Consider the following 23,945-nt stretch of genomic DNA (forward strand, 5'->3'; position numbering starts at 1 on the left):
GGCTTTAGATGCCCAACCCGACCGACGTCTATGCGTCACGCGAACCCTCGCCCGCGTCGCCGGCCCGGCGGGCCGAGGCGGTGACGCCCAGCGACGCGAGCGACCTGAAAGCCGTGGCCAAGGCGCTGTACGTCGGCGTGGCCGGCCATGTGCGGGTGGTCCCGGTGGCTTCCCCCGGCGGTGCGGCCGTGACCTTTTCCAACCATCCGGTCGGCTATCTGCCGATCCAGTGCAGCCGCGTGATGCAGACAGGGACGACGGCGCAGGGCCTGGTCGCCCTGTTCGATTGAGCCGGCGAACGAGGAGGGCCGCGCCATGGGTCTGAGTCTGGGCCACCCGCTGAGCCATGCTTCCGCCGCGCTCGCGCTGACGAGGGGTGCGGGACCGGCCGCGCCGGTCCTGCGGCCCATTCCGGGGATGCAGTGGGCGGTCGGCATGGCCCAACTGTTTGCGGAATACACCGGGCCAGCCGCGACGGCGAACCGGGTGTCCGACGACGCCACGCTGGACATTCTCAATGTGGGCGGGATCGCCGATGTCGCGCCGCTGGCTGCGTTCGGCCTGTCGCGGGTCTCGCGGCTCTACGACCAGGCCTATCCGGTCACCGGGGCGGGCGCGGGGACGCACGACTTCGTTCAGGCGACTGCCGCCAGCCGTCCGCTGATCCGGGCGGAGAACGTCACGCGCGGCCGGGCGACGATCTCGCTGGGCTGCAACCCTGCCGGTCAGTCGGCGGCCGGCGCCAACCTGCGCAATCCGAACGCCGTCAACGCCCGCAACAGCACGACCCTGTTCTGGGTCGGCGTGCTGACGGGAGGCGTGATCAACTCGCTGGGGCTGATGGGCCTGGGATCGGACGGCACGGGGGGCAGCGGCCTGTCGCTGCTGTACGACAACACCGCGTCCCAGCCGACGCTCTATCCGCTGAACCAGGGCCTGCAGAGCGGCATGATCGGCCCGCCGACGGCGGAGCCGGTGATCATCACCCTGGTGTCCGGATCGCCCAATACCCTGCTGCGGATCAACGGGGTCACGGTGGCCACCATGCCCGCCCCGACGGCGGCGGCCCTGACCACTGCGTTGCTGGGTCGGGGGCAGTGGTTTGCCTCGGCGTCGGGATCGTCCGACTTCCTGGCGGCAGCGTCCTCATCCAGTGTGCTGTCGGTGGCCCAGTGCCAGGCGGTCGAGGCCGATCTCGCGACCATCTTCAGGATCGCCCTTGGCAACCGCGCCAGCCTGCTGTCCCTGGAAGGCGACAGCCTGACGGCGCAGATGAACGAGAGCGGATTCCATCTGGGCTGGTCGCGTCAGCTGCTGGAAGACCTCGATGCCGAAGGCTTCCCCGTTCCGTATCTTCCCAACTTCGCGACGGCGGCGGCTACGGCCGCGGCCTGCAATTCGCAGCGGGCGACCACCTGGGCGCAGTCGTCGAACAAGGGCGCGACGAAGCTGGCGCACCACTTCTGGGCCGGGACGAACGACATCGCGGCGCTCGCATCCGGGGCCATCGTCGGCGGCGCGAACGCGATCTGGACCACCTCGATCCTGCCCTACATCCAGTACATGGCCGATGCTTCCCGGTTCGGGCCTGGCCGGGTCATCGTCGGGACGATCATCCCGCGCGGATGGACCGGAACACCGACGGACATCGGCCAGCGCGAGGCAGAGCGTCTGGCGCTTAACGCCCTGATCGTCAGCAATGCGGCGACCTATGGATATGTGGTGGCCGACTATGGAGCCATTGCCGCGTTGAACGGCGGGGCATCGGGCGGCAATCCGAACTCTCCGAATGCGGCCTGCTACGCGACCGGGTCGGCGATGCACCTGAATGTGGCGGGGCAGACGCTGGTCAAGACCGTGCTGAAGCCGCTGGTGAAGACGGCTCTGGCCTGAGCCGCCGTCCTTGTCCCGGGGGCGGGCGCTGCTCCCATCCTGGCCGGTGGCGCGGCCTGAACCTGTCCGAGGAAAACATATGGCGATCCTGAACTGGCCGTCGCGCCGGGCGCGGAAGGCTGCGCCCGGCACGCCGGAGGAAACCAAGGCCAGTCGGGCCGGACCGCTGATCGCGGTGACCGGCGCGGGCCGGCCGCGGTGGACTCCCCGCGACTATGGCAATCTGGCTCGCGAGGGATTTGCGCGCAATGCGGTGGCCTATCGCTGCGTGCGGATGATCGCCGAGGCCTGCGCGGCGACGCCTCTGGTCGTGTTCGCGGGCGGGGGGCGCGACGACGACCATCCGGTGGCGGCCCTGCTGAGACAGCCCAATCCCGAGCAGTCGGGGGCCGAATGGCTGGAGGGCGTCTATGGCGCGCTGCAGACGGCGGGGAACGCCTATATCGAGGCGGTCGGGGACGGGCCGCCCGCCGAGCTGTGGTCGCTGAGGCCGGACCGGGTGCAGGTGGTGCCGGGGCGGGCGGGGTGGCCGGACGCCTATGAGTATTCCGTCGGCGGACGCTCGGTCCGGATCGGGCGCGAGGCCGATGGCTGGATGCCGGTGATGCAGCTGAAGCTGTGGAACCCGACCGACGACCACTATGGATTTTCGCCGCTGGAGGCGGCGGCTGCGGCGATCGATGTGCACAATGCCTCGGGGGCCTGGAACAAGGCGCTGCTGGACAATGCGGCGCGGCCGAGCGGGGCGCTGGTGTTCAAGGGGGCGGACGGGGAGCGGCTGACCGAGGCGCAGTTCACCCTGCTGAAGGCCGAACTGGGCGAGGCGCATGCGGGGGCGGGGAATGCCGGTCGGCCGATGGTGCTGGAGGGCGGGCTGGACTGGAAGCCGATGTCGATGAGTCCGGCGGACATGGACTTCATCGCCGGCAAGCATGCAGCGGCGCGCGAGATCGCCCTGGCCTTCGGCGTGCCGCCCCAGCTGCTGGGGATCCCGGGCGATGCGACCTATGCGAACTATCGCGAGGCCAATGCGGCCTTCTGGCGCGGGACGGTGGTGCCGCTGGCGAGGAAGACGGCCGGGGCGCTGGGCGGGTGGCTGGGCGGGCGCTTTGACGGCGTGCGGATCGAGCCGGACCTGGACGCTGTGCCTGCGCTGCAGCCCGAGCGCGACGCCCTGTGGGCGCGGCTGTGCGCAGCCTCGTTTCTCACGGACGAGGAGCGCCGGCGGATGGCGGGGGTGGGGGCCTGAAGTGGCGAGTGGCGAGTGATGAGTGGCGAGTGATTGCCCGTTAATTCGACAGCTTGGGCCGGTTGATGGTGGCTCCTGCTGCGACAGTCACTCGCCACTCGCCACTCGCCACTCGCTACTCAACCCGGAGCGGAGCAAACCATGGACGACATTCGAAAACTGGCGACCGGGCTGGCGGTGGCTCTGGTGGTGCAGACCATCGGCGGGCTGGTCTGGGCCGGGAGTGCGGCGACGCGGATCGCGACGCTGGAGGACCGGGTGGACGAGCAGAGGCTGGTCGCCGAACGGCTGGCGCGGCTGGAGGAGCAGGGCATCGCCACGCGGGCGGCGTTGATGCGGATCGAGACGCGGCTGGAGGACGGGGAGTGAGTGGCGAGTGGTTAGTGGCGAGTGGCGAGGGCTCGAAGATGGCATCCGGATCGGTTGTTCCTCGTCGGCGCTCAGCTTCGGCTTCGACCGCATTGCTGCACGACTCGCCACTTCTGATCCAGGGCTACGCCTCCCTGTGGGGCGTGGCGGACCTGAACGGGGATGTGGTGGCGAAGGGCGCGTTCGTGGACAGCCTGAGGCAGACCGGGATCGCGGGCGTGCGGATGCTGCATCAGCATGAGAGCCGGGCGGTCGTCGGCGTCTGGGACGCGATGGCCGAGGACGAGCGCGGGTTGTTCGTCCGGGGACGGATCGCCGACTGGTCGGCCGAAGCGCGCTATGCCCAGGCCTTGAGCCGCGCGGGTGCGCTGGACGGACTGTCGATCGGGTTCCGGGCGGCGAGGGCGCGGCGGGACGGGCGGTTGCGGGTGCTCAGCGGCGTGGAGCTATGGGAGGTGTCGCTGGTGACGTTTCCGATGCTGCCAGGGGCGCGGTTCAGGGTGGTGTGACCATAATTCTCCCTCCCCCTCGGGGGAGGGCAGCTCGCGAAGCGAGCGGGTGGGGGCGGCAAGGCAAGGCCGCACGATGGATCGCCGGGCCGGCCCCACCCGGTCTCTGCTTCGCTTCGACCACCCTCCCCCGAGGGGGAGGGATAGGACATCACTCAACAGGAGACACCATGAAAGAGACCCAGACCGCGTCCGGTTCGCCGGAGGCGCGCGCTGCCATGCACGAGATGATGGCGGCGTTCGAGGCGTTCAAAGGGGCCAACGATGCCCGGCTGGACGAGATCGAGAGGAAGGCGTCGGCCGATACGCTGCTGGAGGAGAAGGTGGCGCGGATCGACCAGGCGGTGGGGCAGGCGCAGGCGCGGCTGGACCGGGCGCTGTCTGAGGCCAGGCGGCCGCAGCTCGGGGGCGTTGAGAACCCCTCCGTCTCTCCCTTCGGTCGAGCCACCTCCCCATCGCTGCGCGACGGGGAGGAGACCAAATCCGCGTTCGACGGCTATGTGCGGACCGGGCGGGAGCTGGGGCTGGAGGTGAAGGCGGGGCTGAGCTCGGCACCGACCTCGGGCGGATATGTTGTGCCGACCGAGACGGAGCGGGCGATCGAGCGGCGACTGATGGCGACCAGTCCGATGCGCGAGATCGCCACCGTGCGGACGGTGGCGTCGGGCGTGTTCAGAAAGCCGGTCTCGACGGCGGGCATCGCATCCGGCTGGGTGGCCGAGACGGCGGCGCGGCCGGAGACGGATCCGGCGACCCTGGCGCTGCTCGAGTTCCCCTCGGCCGACCTGTACGCCAATCCGGCGGCGACCCAGGCCCTGCTGGACGATGCCCTGGTCGATCTGGATGAATGGCTGGCCGGCGAGGTCGAGGACGCCTTTGCCGCCCAGGAGACCCAGGCCTTCGTCAACGGCGACGGGACGAACAAGCCCAAGGGCTTTCTGGGCTATTCCATCGTGGCGGATGCGAGCCAGACCTGGGGCAGCATCGGCTATGTGGCGTCAGGGGCGGCCGGGGCCTTCGCACCGTCCAGCCCGGCCGACCGGCTGATCGACCTGATCTATGCGCCCAAGGCCCAGTTCCGGCCCAACGGGCGGTTCGTGATGAACCGCAAGACGGTCTCGACCGTGCGCAAGTTCAAGGACGCGGAAGGCAATTACATCTGGTCGCCGGCGACGCGGCCGGGCGAGACGGCCAGCCTGCTGGGCTATCCGGTGACCGAGATCGAGACGATGCCGGACATCGCCGCGAACAGCCACGCCATCGCGTTCGGGGACTTCCAGCGGGGCTATCTGATCGTCGATCGGGCCGGGGTGCGGGTGCTGAGGGACCCGTATTCGGCCAAGCCCTATGTGCTGTTCTACACGACCAAACGGGTCGGGGGCGGGGTGCAGAACTTCGATGCGATCAAGGTGATGAGGTTCAGCGCGACGTAGTCGCCGAGGCAGTAGGCAGTAGGCAGTAGGCAGTAGGGTTTGGGCGACGACAGGGAGGCCGTGATTGCGGCGTCTACTGCCTACTGCCCAGGCCCTACTGCCTCCCTTTTCTGACATCGGAGATTTCCCATGACCGCACCCGTGACGCTCACGGAGGCGAAGCTGTTCCTGCGCGTCGGTCACGAGGCCGAGGACACGCTGATCCAGACGCTGATCGATGCGGCCACTGCAAGGGTCGAGGGGGAGGTGGGCCTGGGCCTGACCTCGACCTCGGCGGCGCCGCTGAGGCTGGCGATCCTGATGCTGGCCCTGCGCGCCTATGAGCGTGGGGAACAGGAGATGTCGATCCGCCCGGTGGAGGCCTGGATCGCGCCCTATCGCGTGGTGCGGCTGTGAGCGGGTTCAGGGTCCTGGCCAGCCTGCTGGATCCGGTGGAGGCGGAGACGCCCTATGGCGGGCGGGCGATTTCATATCAGCCTCTGGGGTCGGTCTGGCTGAGGCTGGAGGCGCGACGGCGGCGGCAGACGACGGAGGCCGGGGTGACCGCAGCGACCGAGGTGGCGACGGCCGTGATGCGGACCGATCCGAGGCTGGCCGAGGGGCGGGTCATCCGGTTCGGCGGGGCCGACTGGACGATCGCAGCGGTCGATGCGGACCCGGACCGGCCGGGGCGGACGCGGGTGAGCCTGGAGCGCAGTCGATGAGAGATCATGAGGGGGCGCTGCAGAAGGCGCTGATCGGACACCTCCGGGCAGACACGGCGGTTCGGGCCTTGCTGGGGGACCCGGCCAGGGTCTGGGACGAGGCACCGGGAGAGGCGGTCTGGCCGTGGCTGGCGATCGGACGGTCCGAAAGTCGGCCGGTGGCGGCGGACGGGTGCGGGGTGGAGCATACGCTGAGCCTGCGCTGTGCCTCGCGGTTTCCCGGGACAGAAGAGGCCCGGGCCGTGCTGGCGGCCGTGCGGGCGGCGCTGCACGACGTGACGCTGGAGGCGGACGGGGTCCGCACCGTGTCGATCCGCGCGACCTATGCCGAGGTGTTCCGGTCGCATGACCAGAAGCGGGTCTGGGGCGTCGTGCGGGTGCGGGCGGTGACGGAAGAGAGTGGCGAGTGATCAGTGGCGAGTGGCGAGCGGGCCGGTGCTGGCGTCGCGAACGAGGGCAGTGAGACGGGCCTGTCTCACGGAAATTACCTGATCCACTCGCCACTCGCCACTGATCACTCATCACTGAGGAGAACCAACCATGGCCGCTCAACGGGGCAAGGACATACTGCTGAAGATCGAGGGCGCGCCGGGCGTGTTCACGACGGTCGCGGGGCTGAGGGCGCGGACGATTTCGCTGAACGCCCGGACGGTCGATGCGACGGATGCCGACAGCGCGGGGCGGTGGCGCGAGCTGCTGGGCGGGGCGGGGGTGAAGTCGGCGGCCGTGTCGGGGCAGGGGATCTTTCGGGATGCCGCCTCCGACGCGGCGATCCGCGAGGCCTTCTTCGATCAGGGGCTGAAGACCTGGCGGCTGATCGTGCCGGACTTCGGCGTGCTGGAGGGGCCTTTCCTGGTCTCGGCGCTGGAGTATGCCGGGGACCACGAGGGCGAGGCGACGTTCGCCATCAGCCTGGCCAGCGCCGGGGCGGTCGGGTTCAGCGCGCTGTGAGCGGTTAAAGTTGCACGTACCATACGGCCTCAATGTCAGAAGCCGGCGCATTGGCGGGGCCGAAATCAAGAACGCCTTCCCATTCGTCATCCTCGCCTTCGTCCTGGAACAACAGCACGCGATCACCGCGCTTGAGTCTCAGTTCCGTTACCAGCGCATCGTCCAATTCGCGGCCGCGAAACATAAGCAGCCATGCCCGATGGGTAACGGATAGCGCATTGTAGTCGTTGAAGAGACGGATCATGGCGCGACAATAACATGGAGATCGGATTCATGAACGCAGCGCGGGGCGAGGCGGTGGTGGTGCTGGCGGGCCAGCCGCGACGCCTGTGCCTGACGCTGGGGGCCCTGGCGGAGATCGAGACGGCGCTGGGGGTCGCGGGTGTCGAGGCGCTGGGTGCGCGGATGCGGGCGCTGTCGGCGGGGGATCTGATGGCGGTGCTGGCGGCGCTGTTGCGCGGCGGTGGCGAGGGCGCGTTTGCGGGCGAGCTGGAGCGGGTGGCCGTGTCGCCGGTCGAGGCGGCCGAGGCCGTGGCGGCCGCGTTCGTGGCCTCGGCCGATGGCTGAGACGGGCTGGGGCGCGATGCTGCGGACGGCGGTGGCGCTGGGCGTGTCGCCGGAGGCCTTCTGGCGGCTGTCGCTTAAGGAATGGCGGATGCTGACGGCGGTCGCCGGGAAGCCGGTGCCGATGGGACGCGCCGAGGTCGAGGCGCTGATGAGGGCGTGGCCGGATTGAGGCTTTCTCCCTCCCTCGCGGGGGAGGGCAGGTCGCGGAGCGGCCAGGTGGTGCGGCAAGGCAGGCGCGTACAGATCTGGGTCTGGATCGCCCTGCCGTTCCCACCCCGTCACTGCTTCGCATCGACGACCCTCCCCCGAGGGGGAGGGAGAGGAGGATTTATGACGGACCAGACACTGGATACGATCCCGGCCAGGGCGGCGGAGGCGGCGGCGGCGCTGGAGTCCTTGCGGGAGCCGGCGGAGCGGGCGGCGTCGAGCATCGAGGAGGCGTTCGGGCGGGCGGGAGCCAGTCTGACCCGGTCGCTGGCGCGGGCGGCGGCGGATGGCGAGGTGACGCTGGGCGAACTGGCGCGGGCCGTGCTGGGCGCACTTGGGACAGGGGTCGGCGGGTCGGGCGGGCTGGGCGAGGCGATCGCCCGGGCGGTCGCGGGCGCGGCCGGCTTCGGCGGGGCGCGGGCCGATGGCGGTGCGGTGACGGGCGGCGGGGCCTATCTGGTCGGGGAGCGGGGACCGGAGGTGTTCCGGCCGTCGGGATCGGGTGTGATCGAGAACAGGGGTGGCAGCGGCGGCGGGAGCGTGACGGTGAACGTCAGCGTCGACGGTGGCGCACCGGCCCTTCTGAGGTCCGAGGCGCAGATCGCCCAGATGCTGGCCCGGGCCGCCGCGCTGGGGGCGCGACGGCTATAGTTTGGCAGGTTCGACACCCAGTCTTGTCATCCCGGAAATCGCGGCAGCGATTATCCGGGACCGGAGACGCCAGTCATTGACCTCCCGGAAGACGCGAAGCGGCTGTCCGGGAGACGATCGTGAGCGGTCAAACTGGCTCCCGGACAATCGCTGGCGCGATTTCCGGGAGAGATGGTGGCGCGGTCCAGCGTCCCGGCTCTTCGCTTCGCTCCGGCCGGATGACAGGTCCCTGAAAAAGCCGAAGATGGATGGGTCCTATCGGGTCTTCGGGTTGGGACCGTAGCGGTTGTCGCCGGGCTGGCCTTCGGTGAGACCGATCCAGAGCCAGAAGGCGATACCGACGAGCCAGGTGAAGCTGAGGATGCCCAGGGCCGGCCCAAAGGTGGCCAGGATCGCCGCCGGGTCCTCGGCCTCGAGCTTTTCGCTATTCAGAATGGCCGAAATGCCGACCGAAAAAAACGCATAGAAGCCGCCGATGATCATCACCCCATAGGGGATGGCCATCAGCCAGCCGGACTTGCCCATGTCGTGCAGCCGCTTCGCTCCGATCGCGAGGTGCGGCCACAGAAGCAGGATGCCCAGGAGGTTGAGTAACGGGATGAAGTTCAGCACCCCGCCGCCGACGAACAGTATCGCCCATGACGTCCAGAAATGAGAGCGGCGCAGGCGTCCCGAAAACGAGAACATCGCCTTCGCAAAGTCGAAGGTATCGACGGGCACGCCGGGGGTTGCCGACGGGCCAGGCGACGGCGCGGCGGCGGCCAGCAGCATGATGTTGGTGGCCTGACCGGCCACGGGAACGAAATCCACGCGCAGGCCGGTGGTGATTCTGGACGGCGGCGTCACCTGGTCGGCGTTGAAGGCGTAGCGGATTCCGTCGTCGCCGCTGATCAGGCCCGAACCCGCCGCCGGATCGAAATCGAGAATCTGGCCGCGCATCCGATGGCTCCCTTGCCCGGGGCCGAGGCTGGCCCGCCTCCAGACTGGACGAGGCACCGGGCGGCGACAATCCCCGCTTTCGCGGGGACGACAAGACAGAGTGTGGGGGGTGGCGATGAGTTTTCATGAGGTGAGGCTGCCGGCCCGTCCCCGCTTTCGCGGGGATGACAAGACAGGGTGTCGGGGGTGCAGATGAGTTTTCATGAGGTGAGGCTGCCCGCCCGGTTGGCGTTCGGATCGACGGGTGGGGTGGAGCGGCGGACCGAGATCGTCACCCTGGCCTCCGGGTTCGAGCGGCGGAACAGTCCCTGGGCCATGGGGCGCAGGCGGTATCTGATCGGGGCGAACCTGAGGTCGCTGGCGGACATGGCGGCGCTGACGGCCTTTTTCGAGGCGCGGCGGGGCCGGCTGTACGGGTTCCGGTTTCGGGACTTCGCGGACTTCGCCTCGTGCGCGCCGGGCGGGACGCCGGCAGCCGGGGACCAGGTGCTGGGAACGGGGGACGGGACGCGGGCGGTGTTTCCGCTGGTGAAGGCCTATGGCGACCCCGGATCGGGTCCGGGCGAGGGCCTGCAGCGGCCGATCACCAAGCCGGTCGAGGGATCGGTACGCCTTGCCGTGAACGGGATTGCGGTGTCGGGCGCGGGCTTTTCCGTCGATGCGACGACGGGCGTGGTCACGCTGGCCAGGGCACCGGGCAAGGGCACGGTGGTGTCGGCGGGTTTCCTGTTCGACACGCCGGTGCGGTTCGACGCGGACCGGCTGGAGATGACGCTTGAGAGCTTCGACGCCGGGCGGATGGCAGCGGTGCCGCTGATCGAGGTCAGGGTCTGAGACGAAATCCTCCCCTCCCGGGGGAGGTGGCGCGGCGCGCCTTTGCGCCGTGACGGAGGGGGCTCGCGGCGAGCAGGGTGTCCGGGGCCGGCCCCCTCCACCGCTTCGAAGTCCCCTCCCCCATGGGGGAGGATCATGAGGGACATACCGACTGAACTGGCCGCCCGCATCGAGAGCGGGGCGGCGACGCTCTGCCATGCCTGGATCGTCGTGCGGACGGATGGGGCGCGGATGGGCTTTACGGACCACGATCGCGGCCTGGAGGTGGATGGCGTCGTCTGCGCGGCGGGCAGCGGGTGGACTCAAGGGGCGACGGACGCTTCGGCGGGGCTGGGCGGCGGGACGCTGGCCGTCGCAGGCGTGCTCGATGACGACCGGATCACAGCGGCCGATGTCGCGGCTGGACTGTGGGACCGCGCACGGGTCGAGGTGTGGCGCGTGGACTGGAGGCGGCCGGACCTGAAGGTGCGGCTGGGGGTCGGGACATTCAGCCGGATCCGGCGCGAGGGGGCGGGGTTCACGGCCGAGGTCGAAGGGCCGCTGGCGGCGCTGGAGCGGGTCGTGGGGCGGACCTACGGGCGGGCTTGCGATGCTGTGCTGGGGGACCGGCGGTGCCGGGTCGATCCGGCGGGGCGAGCTTGCGACAAGCGCTGGGAGACCTGCGTCGGGGTGTTCGGCAACGGGATCAACTTCCAGGGCTTTCCGAGGATTCCGGGCGACGATTTCCTGACGGCCTATCCGGCAACCGGCGGGCGGAATGACGGGGGGAAACGGTGAGGGGGGTGAATTCTGCCGTTTCCCTTCCCCTCGGGGGAGGGCAGGTCGCGACGCGACCGGGTGGGGGCGGCGACGCGAGGTCGCGCAGAGTTGAGTCCGGGTTGCCTTGCCCGCCCCAACCGGCTTCGCCTGCGGCTCGGCCACTCTCCCCCGAGGCGGAGGGAGAGGCTGTGGTGATGGCCGCGCAGGGGTGGCTGGGGACGCCCTATCGGCATCAGGCGAGCACGAAGGGCGCGGGCGCGGACTGTCTGGGACTGGTGCGCGGGGTGTGGCGCGAGGTTATCGGCGAGGAGCCGGAGGCACTGCCGGCCTATGCGCCGGACTGGGCCGAGGTCGGTGGTGTCGAGACGCTGCTGGAGGCGGCGGGGCGGTGGCTGGTCGAGAAGCCGGTGAACGCGATGCGGCCGGGCGATGTGCTGCTGTTCCGGATGGTGGAGGGGGCCATGGTCAAGCACTGCGGGATCGTGTCGTCCGTCGACGGACCGGAGCCGCGGATCATCCATGCCTACTGGGGGCGGGCGGTGGTCGAAAGCTGGATGGGGCCCTGGTGGCAGAGGCGGCTGGTGGCGGCCTTTGCCTGGCCCGTCCCGGCTCGGGGCCGGGATGACAAGAGAGGTTCCTGATGGCGCAGGTCGTTCTCGGCGGGATCGGACAGGCGATCGGCGGCGGACTCGGACGCAGCCTTGGCGCGGCGCTGGGGGGTGCGGCGGATCGCGCGCTGATCGGAGCCCTGTCGCCGGCGCGCCAGGTCGGGCCGAGGCTGGAGACGCTGAAGATCCAGTCGACGGCGGAAGGGTCGCCGATGGCCTGTGTGTTCGGACGCGCGCGCGTGACGGGTCAGCTGATCTGGGCGGCGCGGTTCCTGGAGCAGAGGAACCGGAGCGGGGGCGGCAAGGGCGGGCCGAGGACCGTCGACTATGGCTATTCGCTGAGCTTTGCGGTCGCGCTGTGCGAGGGGCCGATCGACGGGATCGGGCGGGTCTGGGCCGACGGCACGCCGATGGACCAGACGGGTGTGGCGATGCGGGTCTATCGCGGGAGCGAGGATCAGACGCCGGATCCGCTGATCGAGGCGGTGGAGGGGGCGGCACCCGCCTATCGCGGGACGGCCTATGTGGTGTTCGAGGACCTGCCCCTGGGGCCCTATGGCGATCGGATGCCGCAGCTGAGCTTCGAGGTGTTTCGCAGGCCGGAAGGCGACGGGCTGGAGACGATGCTGGAGGGTGTCTGCCTGATCCCCGGAGCGGGGGAGTTCGTGCTGGCAACGCAAGCCGTGATGCGGCGTGAGGGGCTGACGCGGACGCGGCCCGAGAACATGCACCTGGGCGATGGGCGGACGGACCTGATCGCTTCGCTGGACCAGCTGGCGGCGCAGCTGCCGAACCTCAAGCGGGTCAGTCTGGTGATCGGCTGGTTCGGGACCGACCTGAGGGCCGGGCACTGTGTGGTGAAGCCGGGAGTGGAGCGGCGGAACAAGCCGACCGAGCCGCTGATCTGGTCTGTGGCGGGGCTGGGGCGCGATGAGGCACATCTGATCTCGGAGGTCGATGGCCGGCCTGGCTATGGCGGGACGCCGTCGGACGAGAGTGTGCGCCAGACGGTGGCGGCGCTGAAGGCGCGGGGATGGGCGGTGACGCTTTATCCCTTCGTGTTCATGGACTGCGAAGGCTATCCGTGGCGTGGGCGACTGAAGGGCGAGGACGGGCCGGGGGCGGCGGCCGAGGTCGCCGCGGTGTTCGGGACGGCGGACGGGTGGGGCCTGCGGAGGCTGGCGCTGCACTATGCCGGGCTAGCGGCCGAGACGGGTTGTGACGGGCTGCTGATCGGGTCGGAGATGCGGGGCCTGACCAGGACGCGGGACGCGGCGGGTGGATATCCGGCGGTTCAGCAATACCGGACGCTGGCGGCGGAATGCCGCGCCGTGGTGGGGCCGGGGGTGGCCCTGTCCTATGCCGCGGACTGGTCGGAGTATTCGGGACATCGACCGGATGACGGGTCGGGGGATGTGGTGTTTCACCTCGATCCGCTGTGGGCGGATGAGGCGATCGATTACGTCGGCATCGACTGGTATCCGCCGCTGGGCGACTGGCGGGGCGGCGATGGCGGGCGGGATGCTGAGGCGTTCGCGGGGCCGGACGATCCCCTCTATCTGGGCACCCAAGTCGCGGGCGGCGAGGGGTTCGACTGGTTCTATGCCGACGTGGCGGATCGGGCGGCGCAGGTACGCACCGCCATCGCTGACAAGGCGCACGGCGAGAACTGGGTGTTTCGGCCCAAAGACCTGAAGGGCTGGTGGAGCCATGCCCATTATGACCGGCCGGGCGGGGTGCGGTCCGCGGTGCCGACGGCCTGGGTGCCGGGGATGAAGCCGATCCGGCTGACGGAGTTCGGCTGCGCGGCGGTGGACCGCGGTGGTAATGCGCCGAACCTGTTCCAGGACCCGAAGTCGGCCGAGAGTTCGCTGCCACCTTTCTCGACGGGCGCGAGGAACGACGGGATGCAGCGGCGGGCGCTGGAGGCGGTGCTGAAGCATTTCGCAACGGGTCCGAACAATCCGCTGTCGCCGGTCTATGGCGGGCCGATGCTGGCCGGGGCGGACGCCTGGTGCTGGGACGCGCGGCCCTATCCGGCGTTTCCGGCGCTGGGTGACGTCTGGGCCGATGCGGGCGCATGGCGGGCCGGACACTGGCTGAACGGGAGAGTCGGCGGCGAGGCACGGGCGCTGCTGGCGGCGATCCTTCGGCGGGGCGGTCTGGAGACCGACGGGTTCGAGGTCGGGGAGCCGGTCGGGAAAGTTTCGGGCTATGTGATCGATCGACCGATGCGGACGCGCGATGCTCTGGAACCTCTGCTGGGGGCCTTCGACATGGTCGGGGCCGAGCGGGACGGACGGGTGGCACTGGTCGGGGTCGAGGCGGCGGACACGACGGTCGCGCTCACGGCGCTGGCGCTGGGCGAAGAGGCGTCGGGGCCAGTGCAGGAGCGGGTCCTGGAGGCGCGGCCGAACACGGCCCGGGTTCGGTTCATCGACGACGGGGCGGACTATCAGACCGGCGCGGTCGTGGCGCGGGCCGAGGCGGCGACAGGCGGCGGTGGGGTCGACGTGGACCTGCCGGCCGTCTGCGGGACGGCCCTGGGGACGGCGCTGGCGCGGCGGATGCTGGCGGCGGATGGGGCGGATCGGCTGACGCTGGCCCTGGGGCCGCTGGAAGCGTTGCGGCTGGAGCCCGGCGATACGGTGGCGGTGGAGGGCGAGACCGGGGGGTGGCGCGTCGAGCGTGTGTCGCTGGACGAAACGCCGTCGGCGCGGCTGGCCCGCCGGACAGGCGGCGTCGCCGGGGAGGACGATGGGCCGACGCGGCTGTCGGAAGGGGCCGAGCCGCCGGGGGTGCCGTTCGCCCGAATTCTGGATCTGCCCGGGCTGCCGGGTGCGGAAACCGATGGTCGACCGATCGTGATCGCGGCGGGCCATCCCTGGCGGCCGATGGCGGTCCATGTCGGGGAGACGTCCCGGGCACTGATACAGCGTGGCACCGTCGATACGCCCGCGACCGTGGGGCGGCTGGTCGGGGATCTGGGGCCCGGGCCGGTCGATCGATGGGACGAGGTGAATACGCTCGTCGTCGCGCTGGAGGGCACCGCGCCGACTTCCGCGAGCGACGGTGCCGTGCTGGGCCACGCCAATCTGCTGGCGGTCGAGGGCGTGGCGGGATGGGAGATTCTGTCGTTCCGGGAGGCGACCCTGGTTTCCTCGGGAATCTGGCGGCTGTCGGGTCTGCTGCGCGGGCAGCAGGGCACGGAGGTGGAGGCCGAAGGCGGCGCGGCGGTCGGAGCGACGGTGGTCGTGCTGGACGGGCGCGCGGGCCGGCTGGACCTCAATCCGGCCGAGCGGAGGCTGGATCGCCTGGCGCGGATCGGGCCGGTCGGGGCTGTGCCGGGCGGCGTGGGCTTCGCCGAGGTGCCGTTCCGGTTCGAGGGTGTGGTCGATCGGCCATGGAGACCGGCGGCACTGCGGGTCGCGCCGGGACCAGACGGGCTGGGCGTCAGCTGGCTGCCGCGCGTGCGGGTCGGGGGCGATCGGTGGGACATCGAAGCGGCGGAGGTGGACGCCCGACGGTTCCGGGTGCGTGTGCTGGACGGCGACGTCGAGCGGCGGGTGTTCGAGGTCGAGGGGCTGTCGGCGGTCTATGCCGTGGCGGACCTGGCGGCAGACTTTCCGGGAGGGCCGGGGGAGGGCGCCAGGGTCGCCGTGGCGCAGTATGGGGTCGACTGGGGCTGGGGCCGGGAGGCGGTTTGCAGGCTGGCGGCCTGAAAAACGATTGCGCAGCGCGGTCCATGCCCTAACTGACAGGGAAGCGTTCCGGCATGTGATGCAGGGGCGACCCTGATTCTCTGACGGAGCGGCGAACGGCGTGGCGGGCGATCCCTATAAGGAACTGGGCGTGTCCAGGGGGGCGAGCGCCGCCGAGATCAAGGCCGCGTTCCGCAAGCTGGCCAAGGAACTGCACCCCGACAAGAACCCCGGCGACGCCAGGGCCGAAGAGCGGTTCAAGCGTGCCTCTGCGGCCTTCGACATCCTGAGCGACCCCGAGAAGAAGGCGCAGTTCGACGCCGGACGGATCGATGCCGACGGCCAGCAGAAATATGGCGGCGGCTATGGCGGTGGTTCGTCGGGCGGAACGAGCGGTGGGTTCGGCGGCTTCGGCGCGGGCGGCCCCGGTGGACGGGCAGCGTTCGAGGACCTGGATCTGGAGGAGATATTCGGGCGGTTCGGCGGCGGCGGGGCCGCGCGGGGGCCGGGTCGCGGCATGGGGCGCGGGCAGGATGTGCGGGCCACGCTGGAGATCAGTCTGGAGGATTCCATCGTCGGGGCGACGCGGCGGATCCAGTTCTCGGACGGGCGCACGCTGGACGTGACCATTCCCAAGGGCGCGGCCAGCGGGCAGACGATCCGGTTGCGCGGACAGGGTGCGCCCGGGCGGACAGAAGCGGGCGATGCGCTGATCGAGCTGCGGATCGCGGTCCATCCGGTGTTCAAGGTGGACGGGGCGGATCTGATCATGGATCTGCCGCTCTCGGTGCCGGATGCGGTTCTGGGGGGCAAGGTGGAATGCCCGACCCCGGACGGGCCGGTCTCGGTGACGGTGCCGAAGGGGGCCAACTCGGGCCAGACGCTGCGGCTGAAGGGCAAGGGGGCCTATGCGGGTGGATCGCGCGGCGACCTGAAGGCGCGACTGATCGTGACCTTGCCCGAGACCATCGATCCGATATTGCAACGGATCGCGGAGGACTGGCGCAAAAGCCGTCCCTACAGGCCCGGAAAGAGCTGAGCGTGGACAAGCCGAGTGTAAAGCCGAAGCGGCCGTGGTTCTCGGCCGGGCCGACGGCCAAGCGGCCGGGCTGGTCGTCTGAAGGGCTGCCGCAGACCCTGCTGGGGCGGGGGATCCGCGCACCGGAGGTGGTGGAGCGTTTCGCCCATGGCATCCGCCTGACCAAGGCGGTGCTGGAGGTGCCCGAGGACTGGGTGCTGGCCTATCTGCCGGGATCGGACACGGGTGCGGTCGAGGCGGCCATGTGGTCGATGTTGGGCCAGCGGCCGGTGCAGGTCATGGCGTTCGAGAATTTCGGCAAGCAGTGGGCCGTCGATGCGAAAGACCACCTGAAGCTCGACGACCTGGAACTGCTGGAAGCGCCCTGGGGCGAACTGCCGGACCTTTCGCGCGTGGACCCCGACAAGGACCTGGTGTTTCCGTGGAACGGGACGACGTCTGGTGTTCGGGTGCCGAACGCGGACTTCATCTCGAGGGACCGGACGGGGCTGGCGATCTGCGATGCGACGTCGGCGGCCTTCGCGATGGCCATCGACTATTCCAGGCTGGATGTGGTGACGTTCAGCTTCCAGAAGGCGCTGGGCGGAGAGGCCGGGATCGGGGTCGCGGCCCTGTCGCCGCGTGCGATCGAGCGGCTGGACACCTATGTGCCGCCCCGGCCCGTGCCCAAGGTCCTGCGGCTCAGAGACGCCAAGGGGTTCGACCGGGCGCTGGCCACGGGGTCGATGATCAACACCTTCAGCCTGTGGACGCTGGAGGACTGGATCGATGCGCTGGAGTGGGCGGAAAGCGTCGGGGGGTTGAGCGAGCTGATCCGCCGCACCGACGCCAATGCGGCGGCGCTGCAGGCCTGGGTGGAGCGGACGGACTGGATCGAAAGCCTGGCCGTCGATCCGGCGACGCGGTCGACGACCTCGGTCTGCCTGAAGATCGTCGACCCGCGCGTGACAGCCCTGGACGAGGCGGGACGTCAGGCCTTCGTCAAGCGGATGAAGGGCCTGCTGGAGGCCGAGGGCGCGGCGTTCGACGTCGAGAGCCACCGCAACGCGCCGGCGGGCCTGCGGCTCTGGTGCGGCTGCACGGTCGAGACCGAGGACGTGCTGGCGGCAACGCCTTGGCTGGATTGGGCGTTCGGGGCGGCGGTCGCGGAGCTGTGACGGTTTAATCGTCCCGGTCGGGACGACATCCGCCCATTCGACCGCTATAGCCCTCCCCGCATTCAGCGGAGACGAATCCTTTGGCGAACGTGGCGGTGGTCGGGGCCCAGTGGGGCGACGAGGGCAAGGGCAAGATCGTCGACTGGCTGTCGAACCGCGCCGACATGGTCGTACGGTTCCAGGGCGGGCACAATGCGGGCCACACGCTGGTCGTGGACGGCAAGGTCTACAAGCTGGCCCTGCTGCCGAGCGGCGTGGTGCAGGGCAAGCCCTCGATCATCGGTAACGGCGTCGTCGTCGATCCCTGGCACCTGGTCGGCGAGATCGGGAAGATCGAGGCCCAGGGCGTTTCGATCAATCCGGACATCCTGACCATTGCGGACAATGCGTGTCTGATCCTGCCGATCCATCCGGCGCTGGATGTCGCGCGCGAGGCGGCGGCGAATGCGGTCGGGGCGCGGATCGGCACCACGGGGCGGGGCATCGGCCCGGCCTATGAGGACAAGGTGGGCCGCCGTGCGATCCGGGTCTGCGACCTGGCCAATGCCGACGACCTGAAGGTCAAGATCGACCGGTTGCGGTCGCACCATGATCCGCTGCGGGCCGGTCTGGGACTGGACCCGATCGATCCCGAGGCGCTGCTGGCCCAGCTGCTGGAGATCGCGCCGAAGATCCTGCCCTATGTGAAGCCGGCCTGGCGGGTGCTGGACCAGGCGCAGAAGTCGGGCAAGCGGGTGCTGTTCGAGGGGGCGCAGGGCGCTTTCCTGGACGTCGATCACGGGACCTATCCCTATGTGACGTCGTCGAACACGGTGGCAGGGCAGGCGGCGGCCGGGTCCGGGATCGGGCCGCGTGGGGTCGGATATGTGCTGGGCATCGTCAAGGCCTATACGACCCGCGTCGGCGAGGGTCCGTTCGCCTGCGAGCTGAAGGACGAGATCGGGCAGCATCTGGCGACCGTGGGGCGCGAGGTGGGCGTGAACACGGGCCGGGCGCGTCGCTGCGGCTGGTTCGACGCGGTCCTGGTGCGTCAATCGGTGGCGATCAACGGCATCGACGGGATCGCACTGACCAAGCTGGACGTGCTGGACGGGTTGAAGACGCTGAAGATCTGCGTGGGGTACCGGGTCGGTGACGAGGTGCTGGACTATCTGCCGAGCAGCCTGCACGCCCAGGCGGCGGCAGAGCCCGTGTTCGAGGAACTGGAGGGCTGGAGCGAAACGACGGCCGGGGCGCGCAGCTTCAGGGATCTGAACGCCAATGCGATCAAGTACGTCCGGCGCATCGAGGAGTTGATCGGGGCCCCGGTGGCGCTGCTGTCGACCAGCCCCGAGCGGGATGACACCATCCTGATCCGGGATCCGTTCCACGGCTGAAAAAGTCGTTTCGGTTCAACGTCGCCTTAACCGCCGCAGCGCTAGGTATCCCCTTCAGCCAGGAGGGCCAAGCTTGTTCTCAGCCGATACCAAGACCCTGAACCGGATCGAGCCCGTGGTGCGCCGCGTGCTGATCGCCGATCCGAACCTGGCGTCCGCACGTCTGTTGCAGGACATCATGAAAAGCATGGGTGCGCGCGAGGTCGTGACCGAGGCCGATGAGCACCGGGCGTTGGACCACGCGCGCGAGATGGAGCCAGGGCTGATTTTCACGGAGCGCAGCGGGCCCAAGCTGGACGGAGAACAACTGGCCCGACGCATCCGCCGTTCGCACCTGGCCTGCCGCCGGGCGCCGATCATCATGGTTACGGCCGACGCGACGGCGACTTCCATCAGGGGGGCCCGCGACGTGGGTGTCCACGAATTCCTGAGAAAACCCTTCGCCAGCGCCGACCTGTTCAGGCGGATCGAGAACGTGGCCCTGAAGCCGCGCGACTGGGTCGAGGGGGTTCGTTACGTCGGACCGGACCGACGCCGGTTCAACTCGGGCGAATATGCGGGGCCGCAGAAGCGGACGGCCGACAAGCCGGCTTCAGCGGCGCAAGCAGCCCTGGAGGTCAAGGATCAGGCAATGCGCATTCTGGCGGCGGCGCTGGCGAAATTCGACAACGATCCGACCCAGGCGACGCGCGCCATCAGGCAGCAGGTGGAGACGTTGAAGGCGGTGGCCACAAAGAACTCCGACGCCCGCCTGGCGATCGCCGTGGCCGGGCTGGACGGCTATATGGCGCTGGGAGCGCCGAACAAGGCCGGGCTGGCCGAACCGATCGGCGCCATCCTGGCGCTTGCCCCGCCCGAGACACTGGCCCGGGCGGGCTGACGCCGCGTCGAGTCAGGCGTCGATGAGGTTTCGCTCCTCGGCCGCAGCGCGCATGGCCTTTTGCAGCTTCTCGAACGCGCGAACCTCGATCTGACGGACGCGTTCGCGGCTGACCCCGTATTCGCCCGCGAGTTCTTCAAGGGTGACCGGATCGTCCTTCAGTCGACGTTCGGTCAGGATGTGCTTTTCGCGCTCGGTCAGCTCGCCCATGGCCTCTTCCAGCAGGCTCATGCGGATCGATTTTTCCTCTGAGTCGGCCAGAGCGGTCTCCTGCGAGACCGCGTTGTCGTCCGACAGCCAGTCCTGCCACTCGCTTTCGCCGTCGACCCGCAGGGGAGCATTGAGCGAGGCGTCGCCGCCGAGACGGCGGTTCATGTTGGTGACCTCTTCTTCCGACACGCCCAGCTTGGTGGCAATGGCGGCGAGATGCTCGGGGCGCAGATCGCCTTCCTCGAAGGCCGAGATCTGGCTCTTGGCCTTGCGCAGGTTGAAGAACAGCTTCTTCTGCGCGGCGGTGGTGCCCATTTTCACGAGCGACCAGCTGCGAAGGATGTATTCCTGGATCGAGGCGCGAATCCACCACATGGCGTAGGTCGCCAGGCGGAAGCCCTTGTCCGGGTCGAATTTCTTGACGGCCTGCATCAGGCCGACGTTGCCTTCCGAGATCACCTCGCCGATCGGCAGGCCGTAGCCGCGATAACCCATGGCGATCTTGGCCACGAGGCGAAGGTGGGATGTGACCAGGCGGTGGGCGCTTTCGGAATCCTGGTGTTCGGACCAGCGTTTCGCCAGCATGAACTCCTCGTCCTTGGTCAGCATCGGAAACTTGCGGATTTCCGTCAGATATCGCGACAGCCCCTGTTCAGGCGACATCACCGCGAGTGATTTCATTGCAGCCATGTTTGGTCCCTCCGAACCCAGATCCGAGCAGGCTCGACGCAGGCGGCCACCGGATGTGCACCGCCTCCTCACCCCTCAACCGGACAGATAGCGATGGGTTGCCGCCCTTGTCAGAGGCGGATCGTCACAGAGACCTGCGACCGTGACCCTGGCGCCACTTGCACCGTTCGGGAGGGTGTATAGCAGGTAGTGCGTAGTTAATCAAGACTTACTCAATGCCGCGCCTGTTCCGGGCAGGCGTATGTATCGTTTCGCCAACAACTCTTCGATCGTTACCCGCGTGCGTCCCCGTTAAAGGGCCGCGAGGATCGACTCGAGCCGGGCCATGTCGGCCGGCAGGGGCGTTTCGAAGCGCAGCGGCTCTCCGGTCACGGGATGGACGAAACCGAGCACAGAAGCGTGGAGCGCCTGCCGGGTCAGGCCCGACTGCTCGATCGCATGACGGACGCCGGGTGCCGGACTGCCCGAGCCATAGGTTGCATCCCCCAGGATCGGGGCCCCCTTCGAGGCCATGTGCACCCGGATCTGATGGGTGCGACCCGTGTGCAGGGTACAGGCGACCCGGGCGGCAAGCGGCGCGGCACCGACCTTGGCAGGCACGGCAAAGCGAGCCTGGACCAGGTAGTCGGTGATGGCGTTTCGTCCGCCGGACTTCAGCACGGCCATCTTCTTGCGATCCGAGGCGGAACGTCCGATCAGGGTCTCGATCCGGCCTCGTGCCGGCGAGGGCGCGCCGCGTGTCAGGGCGATGTAGGTGCGCTCTATGTCGTGGGCGGCGAAGAGTCTGGACAGACCCGAATGGGCGCGGTCGGACTTGGCGGCGACCATGACGCCGGAGGTGTCCTTGTCGAGGCGGTGGACGATACCCGGGCGGGCGACGCCGCCGATGCCGGACAGGGACGCGCCGCAGTGGTGGAGCAGGGCGTTGACCAGGGTGCCGTCAGGCGTGCCGGGCGCGGGGTGAGCGGCCATGCCGGCGGGCTTGTCGATGACGATCAGGTCGGAGTCCTCGTACAGGACGACCAGAGGGATGGCCTGGGGCGCGGGCGTGGCGGAGGCGAGGGGCGGAACGACAATCTCATAGTCCCCTGCCACGGCCTTCGCCGATCCGTTGGTGAGCACGATGCCGTTCAGCGTGACTGCGCCGTCTGCAATCAGCGCCTGGAGACGCGCGCGCGACAACGTCGGGCAGGCGTCGGCCAGAGTTTTGTCCAGCCTCGGCCCGGACGCGCCGACGTGGATGCGCAAAGGTTCAGTCAATGCGCAGTCGTCGTCGAAATTCAGGTCTGGATCGGACAAGCAGCCTCCTGCACCGGCTCTAGCATCCGCCTCCCGTCGTGACACGCCCGGGCGATTGCGGCATGGTCAAGCTTGGCATTGGGCCGGGAGAATTTCGATGAAACGACTGGCACTCGCGCTCGGCGTGGTGGGCGCAGGCATGCTGCTCGGCAGTTGTGCGACGATGAGTGAAGATCAGTGCCGTGCCGGGGCCTGGGGCGAAGTCGGCTATGCCGATGGCCAGGCTGGCTACCCGATGAGCCGTCTGGACGCGCATGCCGAGGCCTGTGCCAAATACGGCGTCGTCCCTGAGCAGTCCGTCTATCAGTCCGCGCGTGCCGATGGTCTGATGCAGTACTGCACAGAGGCCAGAGGCTTTCAGGTCGGGCGCCAGGGAGAGGCTTACAACGGAGTCTGCACACCGTCACAGGAGGCGCAGTTCCTGCCGGCCTATCACGACGGGCAGATCGTTCATGCCGCGATCGCTGCGGTCGATTCCGCGCGCAGCAACGTCGACGGGCTGGCGTCTCGCCTGAATGAGCTGGACGACAAGATTTCCGCCAAACAGGACGAAATGCGTCAGCCCCAGCTCACGGATGACGAACGCGACGCCCTTCGAGACCGTATCAGGGAAATCCGTCTGGAGCGCGAATCGACCGAACGCGACTGGTACCGCGCCCAGGCCGAGCTGGACGACGCAGAGGCGGCCGTTCGCGATGTGCGATGGCGGTTCCGGGACATCTACGGCACCTGGTAGACGACGGGCCCGGCGGTCAGTGCCGGGCTGTTCCATATGGGCTTTCCGGGCGCGTCAGGATGCTGCCTTCAGCTCGCGCCCGTAGACGGGGTCGAGATCGCCCTTGGCATAGCGCCGGGCCATCTGGGCGGTGGACATGGGGCGGATCTTGGACGCCTGGCCCTCGCACCCGAACTGCTGGAAGCGTTCCACGCAGAGTTTGCGCATGGCCTCCTTGGCGGGCTTCAGATAGGCGCGCGGGTCGAACTCGCCGGGCTTTTCGGCCAGCACCTTCCGGATAGCGCCGGTCATGGCCATGCGGTTGTCGGTGTCGATGTTGATCTTGCGCACGCCGTGCTTGATGCCGCGCTGGATCTCTTCCACCGGCACGCCCCAGGTCTGGGGCATCTCGCCGCCATACTGGTTGATGATGTCCTGCAGGTCCTGCGGTACCGACGAGCTGCCGTGCATGACCAGATGGGTGTCGGGCAGGCGACGGTGGATTTCCTCGATGACGTGCATGGCCAGGACCTCCCCATCGGGCTTCCGGCTGAATTTGTAGGCCCCGTGCGAGGTGCCCATGGCGATGGCCAGGGCATCGACCTTGGTGCGGCTGACGAAATCGACGGCCTGGTCCGGGTCGGTCAGAAGGGCGGCGTGGTCCAGAACGCCCTCGAAGCCGTGGCCGTCCTCGGCCTCTCCCATGCCGGTTTCCAGGCTGCCCAGAACGCCCAGCTCCCCCTCGACCGAGACGCCGCAGCTGTGGGCCATCTCGACCACGCGGCGCGTGACGTCGACGTTGTATTCATAGTCGGCGGGGGTCTTGGCGTCTTCCTTCAGGCTGCCGTCCATCATCACCGAGGTGAAGCCGTACTGGATGGCGGTGGCGCAGGTGGCCGGGCCATTGCCGTGGTCCTGGTGCATACAGACCGGGATGTGCGGATAGAGCTCGGCCAGGGCGTCGATCAGCTTGGCCAGGACGATGTCATTGGCATAGGTCCGCGCGCCGCGGCTGGCCTGGATGATGACCGGCGAATTGACGGCCTCCGCCGCCTCCATGATCGCCAGACCCTGCTCCATGTTATTGATGTTGTAGGCCGGCAGGCCGTAGTCGTTCTCGGCCGCATGGTCGAGAAGCTGTCGCAGCGTGATGCGCGCCATGGGGTAGGCTCCTGAGGTCTTTTGTTTTGCCCACGCTTTAGCGG

Annotated in this window: 27 protein-coding genes; 22 read left to right on the forward strand and 5 right to left on the reverse strand. The window is 69.1% G+C overall.

The window, feature by feature from the left end; all coding sequences use genetic code 11:
* Positions 1 to 8: 8 nt before the first annotated feature.
* From O3139_RS05740 to O3139_RS05785, 10 genes are all read left to right on the forward strand, one after another.
* On the forward strand, positions 9 to 290 hold the full coding sequence (locus O3139_RS05740; protein WP_269516037.1) for a spike base protein, RCAP_Rcc01079 family: 282 nt from the start codon (positions 9 to 11) through the stop codon (positions 288 to 290).
* Positions 291 to 315: 25 nt separating this feature from the next.
* A complete protein-coding gene (locus O3139_RS05745; RefSeq protein WP_269516038.1) occupies positions 316 to 1,893 on the forward strand; it encodes a hypothetical protein in 1,578 nt (525 codons plus the stop codon).
* A gap of 79 nt (positions 1,894 to 1,972) precedes the next feature.
* The gene (locus O3139_RS05750) at positions 1,973 to 3,142 is read left to right on the forward strand and encodes a phage portal protein (protein ID WP_269516039.1); all 1,170 of its coding nucleotides are present in this window, start codon (positions 1,973 to 1,975) and stop codon (positions 3,140 to 3,142) included.
* A 141-nt stretch (positions 3,143 to 3,283) separates the two neighbouring features.
* Positions 3,284 to 3,511 (forward strand): hypothetical protein, encoded by a 228-nt coding sequence (locus tag O3139_RS05755; RefSeq protein WP_209321268.1) that lies wholly within the window; start codon positions 3,284 to 3,286, stop codon positions 3,509 to 3,511.
* Between the two features lie 95 nt (positions 3,512 to 3,606).
* On the forward strand, positions 3,607 to 4,020 hold the full coding sequence (locus O3139_RS05760; RefSeq protein ID WP_269516414.1) for an HK97 family phage prohead protease: 414 nt from the start codon (positions 3,607 to 3,609) through the stop codon (positions 4,018 to 4,020).
* Positions 4,021 to 4,190: 170 nt separating this feature from the next.
* On the forward strand, positions 4,191 to 5,453 hold the full coding sequence (locus O3139_RS05765; protein ID WP_269516040.1) for a phage major capsid protein: 1,263 nt from the start codon (positions 4,191 to 4,193) through the stop codon (positions 5,451 to 5,453).
* A 129-nt stretch (positions 5,454 to 5,582) separates the two neighbouring features.
* On the forward strand, positions 5,583 to 5,849 hold the full coding sequence (locus O3139_RS05770) for a head-tail connector protein (protein ID WP_269516041.1): 267 nt from the start codon (positions 5,583 to 5,585) through the stop codon (positions 5,847 to 5,849).
* Positions 5,846 to 6,157 (forward strand): head-tail adaptor protein, encoded by a 312-nt coding sequence (locus O3139_RS05775; RefSeq protein ID WP_269516042.1) that lies wholly within the window; start codon positions 5,846 to 5,848, stop codon positions 6,155 to 6,157. The genes O3139_RS05770 and O3139_RS05775 overlap by 4 nt, the downstream gene beginning before the upstream one ends.
* Positions 6,154 to 6,567: a DUF3168 domain-containing protein gene (locus O3139_RS05780; protein ID WP_269516043.1), complete on the forward strand. Its 414-nt coding sequence runs from the start codon at positions 6,154 to 6,156 to the stop codon at positions 6,565 to 6,567. The genes O3139_RS05775 and O3139_RS05780 overlap by 4 nt, the downstream gene beginning before the upstream one ends.
* Positions 6,568 to 6,697: 130 nt before the next feature.
* The gene (locus O3139_RS05785) at positions 6,698 to 7,108 is read left to right on the forward strand and encodes a phage major tail protein, TP901-1 family (protein ID WP_209321263.1); all 411 of its coding nucleotides are present in this window, start codon (positions 6,698 to 6,700) and stop codon (positions 7,106 to 7,108) included.
* Positions 7,109 to 7,112: 4 nt separating this feature from the next.
* Here the strand turns inward: O3139_RS05785 and O3139_RS05790 are convergent, their stop codons facing one another.
* Complete coding sequence (locus tag O3139_RS05790; RefSeq protein ID WP_269516044.1) at positions 7,113 to 7,352, reverse strand: hypothetical protein; 240 nt, start codon at positions 7,350 to 7,352, stop codon at positions 7,113 to 7,115.
* Between the two features lie 29 nt (positions 7,353 to 7,381).
* Here O3139_RS05790 and O3139_RS05795 point away from each other — a divergent pair, with 29 nt between their 5' ends.
* The 3 genes from O3139_RS05795 (at position 7,382) to O3139_RS05805 (ending at position 8,533) form a co-directional block, all read left to right on the forward strand.
* Entirely contained in the window at positions 7,382 to 7,675 is a 294-nt protein-coding gene (locus O3139_RS05795; RefSeq protein WP_269516045.1) for a GTA-gp10 family protein, read from the forward strand.
* The gene (locus O3139_RS05800) at positions 7,668 to 7,844 is read left to right on the forward strand and encodes a phage tail assembly chaperone (protein WP_269516047.1); all 177 of its coding nucleotides are present in this window, start codon (positions 7,668 to 7,670) and stop codon (positions 7,842 to 7,844) included. The genes O3139_RS05795 and O3139_RS05800 overlap by 8 nt, the downstream gene beginning before the upstream one ends.
* A gap of 161 nt (positions 7,845 to 8,005) precedes the next feature.
* Positions 8,006 to 8,533 carry a phage tail tape measure protein gene (locus tag O3139_RS05805; RefSeq protein ID WP_269516048.1) on the forward strand — a complete coding sequence of 176 codons (528 nt, stop codon included), beginning with the start codon at positions 8,006 to 8,008 and terminating at the stop codon, positions 8,531 to 8,533.
* A gap of 255 nt (positions 8,534 to 8,788) precedes the next feature.
* On the opposite strand, the gene O3139_RS05810 is transcribed toward O3139_RS05805, so the two are convergent.
* A complete protein-coding gene (locus O3139_RS05810; protein WP_269516049.1) occupies positions 8,789 to 9,472 on the reverse strand; it encodes a DUF805 domain-containing protein in 684 nt (227 codons plus the stop codon).
* A gap of 192 nt (positions 9,473 to 9,664) precedes the next feature.
* On the opposite strand from O3139_RS05810, the gene O3139_RS05815 reads away from it, so the two are divergent.
* From O3139_RS05815 to O3139_RS05850, 8 genes are all read left to right on the forward strand, one after another.
* Positions 9,665 to 10,306 carry a DUF2460 domain-containing protein gene (locus tag O3139_RS05815; protein ID WP_269516050.1) on the forward strand — a complete coding sequence of 214 codons (642 nt, stop codon included), beginning with the start codon at positions 9,665 to 9,667 and terminating at the stop codon, positions 10,304 to 10,306.
* Positions 10,307 to 10,441: 135 nt separating this feature from the next.
* On the forward strand, positions 10,442 to 11,083 hold the full coding sequence (locus O3139_RS05820; protein WP_269516051.1) for a baseplate hub protein: 642 nt from the start codon (positions 10,442 to 10,444) through the stop codon (positions 11,081 to 11,083).
* 176 nt (positions 11,084 to 11,259) lie between these two features.
* Positions 11,260 to 11,706 carry an NlpC/P60 family protein gene (locus O3139_RS05825; protein ID WP_269516415.1) on the forward strand — a complete coding sequence of 149 codons (447 nt, stop codon included), beginning with the start codon at positions 11,260 to 11,262 and terminating at the stop codon, positions 11,704 to 11,706.
* Complete coding sequence (locus O3139_RS05830) at positions 11,706 to 15,395, forward strand: baseplate multidomain protein megatron (RefSeq protein ID WP_269516052.1); 3,690 nt, start codon at positions 11,706 to 11,708, stop codon at positions 15,393 to 15,395. Before O3139_RS05825 ends, O3139_RS05830 begins: the two co-directional genes overlap by 1 nt.
* 100 nt (positions 15,396 to 15,495) lie before the next feature.
* On the forward strand, positions 15,496 to 16,413 hold the full coding sequence (locus tag O3139_RS05835; RefSeq protein WP_269516053.1) for a DnaJ C-terminal domain-containing protein: 918 nt from the start codon (positions 15,496 to 15,498) through the stop codon (positions 16,411 to 16,413).
* Positions 16,414 to 16,415: 2 nt separating this feature from the next.
* The gene (locus O3139_RS05840) at positions 16,416 to 17,570 is read left to right on the forward strand and encodes a phosphoserine transaminase (protein ID WP_269516054.1); all 1,155 of its coding nucleotides are present in this window, start codon (positions 16,416 to 16,418) and stop codon (positions 17,568 to 17,570) included.
* Between the two features lie 80 nt (positions 17,571 to 17,650).
* Positions 17,651 to 18,946 (forward strand): adenylosuccinate synthase, encoded by a 1,296-nt coding sequence (locus tag O3139_RS05845; protein WP_269516055.1) that lies wholly within the window; start codon positions 17,651 to 17,653, stop codon positions 18,944 to 18,946.
* A gap of 73 nt (positions 18,947 to 19,019) precedes the next feature.
* Positions 19,020 to 19,826 (forward strand): response regulator, encoded by an 807-nt coding sequence (locus tag O3139_RS05850; protein ID WP_269516056.1) that lies wholly within the window; start codon positions 19,020 to 19,022, stop codon positions 19,824 to 19,826.
* 12 nt (positions 19,827 to 19,838) lie between these two features.
* On the opposite strand, the gene rpoH is transcribed toward O3139_RS05850, so the two are convergent.
* Both rpoH and O3139_RS05860 read right to left on the reverse strand, forming a co-directional pair.
* Complete coding sequence (rpoH, locus tag O3139_RS05855; protein WP_209321251.1) at positions 19,839 to 20,726, reverse strand: RNA polymerase sigma factor RpoH; 888 nt, start codon at positions 20,724 to 20,726, stop codon at positions 19,839 to 19,841.
* Between the two features lie 291 nt (positions 20,727 to 21,017).
* Positions 21,018 to 22,010: an RluA family pseudouridine synthase gene (locus tag O3139_RS05860; protein ID WP_420022347.1), complete on the reverse strand. Its 993-nt coding sequence runs from the start codon at positions 22,008 to 22,010 to the stop codon at positions 21,018 to 21,020.
* A 112-nt stretch (positions 22,011 to 22,122) separates the two neighbouring features.
* Between O3139_RS05860 and O3139_RS05865 the strand changes: the two genes are divergently transcribed.
* Positions 22,123 to 22,761, forward strand: a complete 639-nt coding sequence (locus O3139_RS05865; protein ID WP_269516057.1) for a DUF2799 domain-containing protein — start codon at positions 22,123 to 22,125, stop codon at positions 22,759 to 22,761.
* 54 nt (positions 22,762 to 22,815) lie between these two features.
* Here the strand turns inward: O3139_RS05865 and fba are convergent, their stop codons facing one another.
* A complete protein-coding gene (gene fba, locus O3139_RS05870; RefSeq protein WP_269516058.1) occupies positions 22,816 to 23,901 on the reverse strand; it encodes a class II fructose-bisphosphate aldolase in 1,086 nt (361 codons plus the stop codon).
* Between the last annotated feature and the right edge of the window lie 44 nt (positions 23,902 to 23,945).

Source organism: Brevundimonas subvibrioides (assembly GCF_027271155.1).
GTDB classification, from domain to species: Bacteria; Pseudomonadota; Alphaproteobacteria; order Caulobacterales; family Caulobacteraceae; genus Brevundimonas; species Brevundimonas subvibrioides_D.